Below are 7,828 nucleotides of genomic sequence, written 5' to 3'. Positions count from 1 at the left end.
GATGCGGCCATCCGCATCCACCACGCACACACTCGAGTATTCCAACGAGACATCGATTCCGGCATACTGCTTCATGGTCGTCTCTCCGTGATGCTATGGAGCAGGCCACTCCTGACTCCGCGACACCATCATTGTGAGGGACGACCACCAAGCCTTCAAACTCGCCTGGCTGGGATCCGCCCGTTACACCATCTAACGGTCAATTTTGGTGCCTTGCTTCACTCTAGCAATCCGCTCATCAACACGGGGCTCGCCGTCCTTTCAGGTGTGCTCGTCGCGATAGCCGGTGACTTCTTCTATTATTGGATGCATCGCGCCCAACACGCCGTTCCGTTCCTTTGGCGCCTGCATGCCACTCATCACTCAATTCGTGAACTGACGGCCTGGAATTGCAATCATCATTTTACCGAGCCATTTGTATACGCATTGTTTGTCACGCTACCACTTACGCTGGTTAACTTCGAATCAGGCGTCGTGCCCGTCGTTGCCATGACCCTAATTACCTTTCAGGCCCACCTTTCTCACTCTAGCACACGAGTCAACCTTGGGCCGCTCCGATACATTATCGGCGACAACAAATTCCACCGCATTCACCACTCGATGGAACCGCATCATCGGCATCGAAACTATGGGTTCTTTACGACGGTATGGGACACGATTTTCCGCACGGCATATTGGCCGAAAAAGGACGAGTGGCCGCAAGTTGGTCTCCGAGATCAGTCCGAACCACTCACCGTACGTGACTATTTTATGTTTCCGTTTGATAAGCGACGTTGGATCAGAACCAAGGTCGGAAATGGTATGCGGGGAGTTGAGGCTGGCGGATTGAACGCGGCGGAAAGAGATGGACCTGTTCGTTCGGATATCAGTTCCGCAGCTTGAAGTTCAAAGAGTTGGGTCTGATCTAAACTTGGTGGCGGCCTTGATCAGGAGGCTGCTTAGCGAGAAGATCTGCAAGGCTGCGGCCCACCGTTTGGTGATGATCCTATCCGGCAAGTTGAGCACGAGGGTCGGCTCAGATCCGTTTCATCTTAGCATCAAAGCTCCCCGGCCCGGCCAAGACCAGATACAGGACGACGAAGCAAAACAGGATTAAGCCATCGCCGCCGCCTGCGGGCAGCATTGGCGAAAACCAACTGTCCTGCCGGTGCCTCGCCGCCTGAGGGGAAGCCAAATAGTTTCACAGTGCCATGTTCAGTGAATAGCCGCGCGGCAACAATCCAGAGCACGGCAAGTGCCGTCTGCGTGTTTTGAAACGTTCCTTCAAATTAGTATTGAGCCTCTTCGCCGCATCATAAACTCCCGCTCAATCGGGATCCGGGTCAGAAGGCGCTCGACCGCTGGGATGAACCGAATTGATCTCTGGCAAATATCACGCCAATAGAAATTCGCAGAGGACGTGAAACCATTGTTACGCATGGAAAGGTCTTTCCGGGCGCCGAAGGGGATTGCCCTCCGAACAGATCGACTACCGATATAGCGATGACAAAAGGCCTGCCGTTCACTCGCTGAAGTTCACCAGGATGCTGTGCGGATCGCTCTTTCTTTCCCACCAAATGGGCCCGCTGTCGGACTGCGCGATATTCAATTTTCCGCCCACTATGCGATTTGCGAAGAAAGTTTTCACAGAGCGTCTTTGCGCTGTGAAAACGTCAATTTGTATTACTAATGAGGAGTACTGATAGGTTTGTAGGGCGTACATACACGCTGTGGATAGATAAGTTATGCGGTTCAATGGGCTTGACCTAAATCTCCTAGTCGCGCTCGACGCCCTGATGAGCGAACGCAATCTGACGGCGGCGGCGCGCAGTATCAACCTGAGCCAGCCAGCCATGAGCGCGGCGGTCGCACGGTTGCGCACCTATTTCCAAGATGAGCTGTTTACGATGGCCGGCCGCGAATTTATCCCCACCCGGCGGGCTGAAGGTATCGCGCCGGCGGTGCGCGAGGCTCTGCTGCAGATTCAGCTCTCCATTATTTCGAGGGAGCCGTTTGACCCGGCTAGGTCGGATCGCCGCTTCAAAATTGTGCTTTCCGATTACGTTACACTCGTGTTTTTCGAAAGGATTGCGGAGCGTGTCGCGCGAGAAGCTCCCGGCGTCAGCTTCGAATTTCTTCCCCCCGGCGATGATAATGAAGACCTTCTTCGGCGCGGCGACGTTGATTTTTTCATTCTGCCGGAAATATTCTTATCAAACGCCCATCCCCAAGCGAGACTGTTCGATGATGTCCACGTGTGCGTAGGCTGCACCTCGAACAAGCAACTGGAAGAGCCGTTTACGTTCGAGAGATACATGTCGATGGGGCACGTTGTGGCCAAATTCTATACGCGGAGGCCGGGACTCGAGGATTCGTGCCTCCTCGAGCACGGTCGCGAGAGACGGATCGACGTCGTCGTACATGGCTTCAGTATGATTCCGTCCATGGTTTCGGGCAATGAGCGCATAGGAACCATGCCCTTACGGCTGGCGCAGCACTTCGCAAGAACAATGCCGCTGCGCATCGTCGAGCTTCCGCTGCCACGACACCTTCCGTTCACCGAAGCCGTTCAATGGCATGAACTTCACAATAGTGATCCGGGAAGCGTCTGGATGCGCGAAATGCTGTTTGAGGAGGCGTCCCGCATGGTTTCGCCGATTGCCACGACCGCGCCGCTCAGCAACTCAAACCAGCACGAATGTTGTCCTGCGCACATGTGATCCGAAAACTTCATCGGGCCATGACTATTATATGGCTGCCATAGCGCCGTTTCGGGCGCCGCGCTATACGCCGCGCGTTAATGCTGCCGGCAAGCTTATACGTTCCCGCGCCCGCTCGCCGACCGCTTTGACGATAGTGGGATTAGCTTAACACCGGGGACGCTAGTTTAGGGTAGCCGATCGCGAACATCGCTCATCCATGACCTCACGTTTTGCCGGTCTGTCTGCCGCTCAACGATGTCGGAGATGCGACTACGCCGTGAGGGCCACTTGGGTGATCTTGTTGGAAAGTGGCACTTTGAGCCATCGGCAGATCCGGATAATGCACGCGCCCCGCCGAAGAGTAGATGATTGCGTCCATCGCTCGTATGTGACTGCTGGGCTGCCGGACAATTGCCGCAGGGTATCTTGTCGACGTGCTCACTGCCCAGTTGGATCAATGTCGCGGACATGGTCATGAAGAACCCCCGGTCAACGCCGTGCCAAGATTGTAGGACTCGGCGCGGCGATGGCGGGTGATCAAATTGATCGGTGATCGTGGGGTTGCTCACTGCTTTGCGGGCGCGGATTTCTGCAGTTTGTCGTCAAGTTTCTTCACGAGAACAGGATCCTTCTGTGCAGCGGCCAGAATTTCGTTGTATTCGTCCACTGAAATATTGGGAGAGGTCTGAACGGCCTGTATCATCTGTTTTCTTGCCTCGCTCCGTAGCTCTTGCTTCGCTGTCTCATCCGGCGCCGCCTTGATCTTGGCCGCGTACTCCTGCCTAATCTTGTCCACCTGGAGATAGGCGACGGCAAAAGCTTCGATCTTCTGGTCACTGATGGCCGCAGCCGCACCATTGCCATCTGGTTGCCCTTGGGCGGGTTGCGTCTCTTGCGCCGCTGCAGGATTGCTGAGAAACATCAAGCCCAAAACTGCAGCGGTCAACGATGCGGCAGAGATGTAACGATCGATCATTTTAATTCCTCTCATATAGTGCGGGGGACAAGGCTTCTTTCCCAGCGTAAAGCCAAAAGCGGTGATATAGCCGGCTTCGGTCGACGAGGATTCGGCGACAATGTGGCCTTCAATGCTTGCCATAGGACGATAGCGAGGCGATCATGATACCATGAACGGGGCGCTGCCGAGAACTTTGCCATCATCAGGAGCATATGAACCGGATGCGACGGCGAGGAGCTTGACGTTTAGCATCCAACTGGACGGCCAGCACGGCGCAGGAAAAGTTGTTGGGGCTCCAAATTATGGCGCATCAGTTAAGACGAGCCATAAATTCGGATTGAATAGTGGCTGCTGTGTAAAGGGAAGCATCCAGCGGCAGGGTCCCAAATGCAAGTTGACACAGAAGATAGTTGGCGCCTGCCTCTTCTACCTGGCTAAGTAATGTTTGTCTCACCGACGCCGCCGACCCTGCGATGCATAACTCGTTCTCAACCGCCTCGTCGAAAGTCAGCGGCAGGTTTGGTGGAGTCTGCAGGTCATTTAGCTCGTAAAGGAATTCAAAGCTGGCGAGCCAGTGTTCGTAAGCCGGCGCTGCGAGCACCCAGGCTTCGCGGTCAGAACGCCCAATCACGATCATGCGAAGCAAGCCACGAAACGAGGATTGATCATCTTCGCCCGTGTTCTCTTTTCGATGGGCGCGGAAGGCGTCAGTAATTTTGCGGACAGAAGAGGACGGTCCCAGGCACGCGATGTTTGCGCCGTTCGCAGCGGCCCAGCGGGCCGATTCGGGTCTACCTGTGGCAATCCACATCGGTGGATGCGGGCTTTGATGAGGTTTTAGTGTCAAAGGTATGTTGCTCAGCTCAAAATGCTGGCCCTTATGGGACAACGTGCCGCCTCTCATCGCATTAAGAAGAATTTCACTGGCTTCCGCATAGCAGCCTGGTGCCGCGTCCGCACACATCCCGAAATAACTTAATTCGATCGGGAGAGAACCGCGTCCAATCCCGACCTCAACTCTGCCGCCGCTCAATTGGTCCAGCATACAGATTTCTTCAAAAGCACGCAGCGGGTGATAAAGGGGCAGCAGCATGACAAGTGGCCCGATACGAATCCAACGCGTACGCTGCGCGACGCTCGATAAAAACAGATTTGGCGATGGCCCTCTCCCATGTGGAGTACAGTGGTGCTCAGCAAGGTGATAAGCGTAAAAACCAAGGCCGTCGCACGCCTCGGCTAACCTCAGGCGATCTGAGTACTGCTGGGCTATGTCGCAGCCGTTGTCGTCCAGATGATCGAAGATGCCGAAGGTCAGATTAGAAGGAATGGCATTTCCCATTCGATTGTCTCCAATGTTAGATGAAAGATGTCGATTCAAGCGATGAAGAGGCGGTCTATGCTCCGGCCGTGGTTCTCCACGACGAGGCATCAAAAGGCACCAGGGTCAGTGCAATCGCCGACACCGGTTGTGTCGACCTCATTTGGTGCGGAGATCTGGGTATCCCGGCCAAATCGACTTGGCTGTTTCTGTGGTGTCGGCAAAAACAAAGATTAGCCGTGCGTGACCGGCTGCATCTTCAGGCTTTTAGAAATGTCAGCGGCGGCTGATAGGAATGCATCCATTTGGGTTTTTGAACCGACGCTTACGCGAATATGATTTTCCAGGCCGTCATCGGGAAAGACGGCAACAAGTATCTTTCGTCTTCTCAACGATGCTTGCCACCACGTGCCGTTTTGCCCAGGTGGTGCGCGAGCAAGCAAGAAATTTGCATGAGACGGGGTCACCGAAAATCCGAGTTTAGAGAGTGCGGCCGTGGTTCGGTGTCTTTCATCTTTGATATGTTTGTGGTTCTCGGCGTAGGCGGCGCGGTGCGAGAGGATGCTGGTGCCGACCGCGTGGGCAATAAGATTCATATTGAAGAGATTTTGGCTGTTACGCAGCCTTCCGATAAGTTCAGGATGACCGAAGCCGAAACCAATGCGAATACCGGCGGCGGCGTAGCTTTTAGAAAATGTTCTTAAGACCAGCAGGTTCGAATGGCGATTGATAAGTCGTAGAGCATCGTCGGGCGCAAAATCGACATACGCCTCATCCAACACTATCAAACGGTCGGATTGCGCAGCGAGCCTGTCGATCTCGGCTATTGGAACAAAGGTTCCGCTCGGGTTATTCGGATTGGCCAGCAGGATGAACTTTGCCTCTTTTGCGGGACCGAGAAGCAATTGCTCTATCGGCAACGAATAAGCTTTGCTCCATTCGATTTCGAGAAATTGAGCACCCTGCAACAAGGCTAGTTTGCGGTTGAACGAAAAACCTGGCGACATCATCGCCACGCTATCACCCGGAGCAAGGAAAGCCCTGTAGATTAGCCCCAGCAGTTCAGACGATCCATTGCCGGCGATCACCTGATCGCGGGAGAGGCCATACGCATTGGCGGCCGCTTCCCGCAAGCAGCGATTATCATCCTCCGGATAAAGGTAATGCCGTTTGAGGGCGGCAATCGCGCTTCGCATCACCAGCATTGGCAACGGAAATGGATTCTCATTCGTGTCCAGCTTAACGCAATTGGCTTCAGGACCCGGCTGTTTAGCCGGAATAGCGTCGAGCTGTCTCACCGTCTGCGAAAGAGCCGAAAGCACACTTTGCAGTTTTGCATCAGACATATCTTTTCTCCGTATCAGTTAGTCGAACCCGCTAGCATGTGATCGGCAGTCCTAGCTGAAGCCCATGTATCTTCGTTCCGCTTCGACGACGGCAGCAACGATCATCCTGTCCGCAGATCGCCACGCAACGCTAACCCTCTAAAACCGCAATTTGCTCAAGCCTTTGAAATTAGAGCGGCGCCTTTGGACCAGCCGCCTCTCACGATGTGATTTGGCGGCCAATGCCGCCAGCTTGCCCCCGCCGTTTTCGAATGCGGCTCTCACCCGGCCCATCCCCTAAAGTGGTAGTCTCGGCAAAACTCCGAAGGCAGCTGACGGGATCGCAATCGCGACCGACCGCGTCGAGACCGGCAGAAACGTGCAGCTCGCTTGGACGATCACCACGGAAATCTTCATGAGGGCCTCCTGGAGCATGAAATTACAAGCCGAGAGCTACGGACTGGATCGAGACCTCAAACACGACCATGCGAGCGAGATCGATACCGTCCGTCGGCGGATTGGGTATTCTGATCTGCCCAATACCTTCGCCACTGATGAGCCGGCCGTCGCCAGTGGGATCAATGGGGACATCGTCGACATCCCTGCCGAGGAGGCTTATCGTCATGTGAACCACCACTGATTAGCATCGCCGACCCCACCGTCGGTGGAGCACTTCACCGCCTATTTACGCTTGATCGGCCCATCGGGATAATCGATTGATTTAATAGGACTCATCCAAATGTCGGATGGTTGCGGCAAGCTTCGCATCACAGCGGTGAAAATCGACCAGGGCAGGTGTCGTCGGTTCGTGCCCGCGGCGGCGTCGCTCGTGGCAGCGCAATAGACTGCCGGCCATGGCTCTCGCGGGCTCCTCGACTCACCGCCGCATCGACATTGCAATGTCCTAATCATCGTCTCGGCACGATTTGCTGCAGGCGATGTTCAGGCCGTCATTCCAACGCGATCGGAAGTACAGGCTCTCCCTTGAGTCTGATGCGGGCACTATCTCGCGATTTTCATTGGAGGATTAGGTTATCGTCGAATTTGGCGGCGATCGCCGGCTCCGCTCGTGCTGTCGGCACCCTCGCCGGCATTGGCGAGAAGACCGACCGGCGGGACTGGGTGTTCGAGGAAGCTGCGGGACTATAGCGCGGGCTTAATGCGAGCCTGGCTCGCGGGCAAATGACATATTTTGATGCAAGCGCCGCTGCGAGCAACCTCCCAGCGTCGAGAAGCATGTTGCCTCCAGCTGCAGCTCCTGATCCGCCTTTCCTTCGGATAGAGACGTAGCCGCAAATGCTTAGAGGCTGCCTCAAAAAGAGGTGGGTGATTTCAGCAGGTTATGATTCCTTCGGATTTGCGAGATTCGATGGAGAACACGATGGCCTGGACCAAAATCACCCGTCGGCAATATGCCCGGCGAACGGCACGCTACGCAAGCGATATGACGGATCGGGAATGGGGTCTGGTTCAGCCTTTCCTGCCAATGCCGCGCCGCTTGGGCCGCCCGCGGACCACGGATTTGCGAGAGGTGGTGAATGCCCTG

The 7,828-nt window shown here is 55.1% G+C and carries 7 protein-coding genes and 1 pseudogene; 3 read left to right on the top strand and 5 right to left on the bottom strand.

Going from position 1 to position 7,828, the window contains the following annotated elements; translation table 11 throughout:
* Window positions 1-9: 9 nt before the first annotated feature.
* A complete protein-coding gene (locus QD461_RS36175; protein ID WP_414091591.1) occupies window positions 10-882 on the top strand; it encodes a sterol desaturase family protein in 873 nt (290 codons plus the stop codon).
* A 133-nt stretch (window positions 883-1,015) separates the two neighbouring features.
* Here the strand turns inward: QD461_RS36175 and QD461_RS36170 are convergent.
* Window positions 1,016-1,229 (bottom strand): annotated as a pseudogene (locus tag QD461_RS36170) (hypothetical protein).
* A 495-nt stretch (window positions 1,230-1,724) separates the two neighbouring features.
* Between QD461_RS36170 and QD461_RS36165 the strand changes: the two are divergent.
* Entirely contained in the window at window positions 1,725-2,699 is a 975-nt protein-coding gene (locus tag QD461_RS36165) for a LysR family transcriptional regulator (protein ID WP_004120053.1), read from the top strand.
* 547 nt (window positions 2,700-3,246) lie between these two features.
* Here QD461_RS36165 and QD461_RS36160 read toward each other — a convergent pair.
* The 4 genes from QD461_RS36160 to QD461_RS36145 all read right to left on the bottom strand — a co-directional run bounded on the left by QD461_RS36160 (window position 3,247) and on the right by QD461_RS36145 (window position 6,907).
* Window positions 3,247-3,657, bottom strand: coding sequence for a DUF4168 domain-containing protein (locus QD461_RS36160; protein ID WP_028755370.1), 411 nt, complete (start codon window positions 3,655-3,657; stop codon window positions 3,247-3,249).
* Window positions 3,658-3,949: 292 nt separating this feature from the next.
* The gene (locus QD461_RS36155; protein ID WP_004120058.1) at window positions 3,950-4,978 is read right to left on the bottom strand and encodes an LLM class flavin-dependent oxidoreductase; all 1,029 of its coding nucleotides are present in this window, start codon (window positions 4,976-4,978) and stop codon (window positions 3,950-3,952) included.
* Between the two features lie 212 nt (window positions 4,979-5,190).
* A complete protein-coding gene (locus QD461_RS36150; protein ID WP_004120061.1) occupies window positions 5,191-6,303 on the bottom strand; it encodes a pyridoxal phosphate-dependent aminotransferase in 1,113 nt (370 codons plus the stop codon).
* 418 nt (window positions 6,304-6,721) lie between these two features.
* Window positions 6,722-6,907 carry a hypothetical protein gene (locus QD461_RS36145; RefSeq protein WP_172831088.1) on the bottom strand — a complete coding sequence of 62 codons (186 nt, stop codon included), beginning with the start codon at window positions 6,905-6,907 and terminating at the stop codon, window positions 6,722-6,724.
* A 756-nt stretch (window positions 6,908-7,663) separates the two neighbouring features.
* On the opposite strand from QD461_RS36145, the gene QD461_RS36140 reads away from it, so the two are divergent.
* On the top strand, window positions 7,664-7,828 hold a 165-nt coding region (locus QD461_RS36140), incomplete at its 3' end, for a transposase (protein WP_414091590.1).

It is taken from the genome of Rhizobium sp. BR 314, from assembly GCF_047445805.1.
GTDB classification, from domain to species: domain Bacteria; phylum Pseudomonadota; class Alphaproteobacteria; order Rhizobiales; family Rhizobiaceae; genus Rhizobium; species Rhizobium lusitanum_B.
The sequence above is the reverse complement of the archived record's forward strand: the minus strand, read 5'-3'. Positions and strand labels throughout refer to the sequence as shown.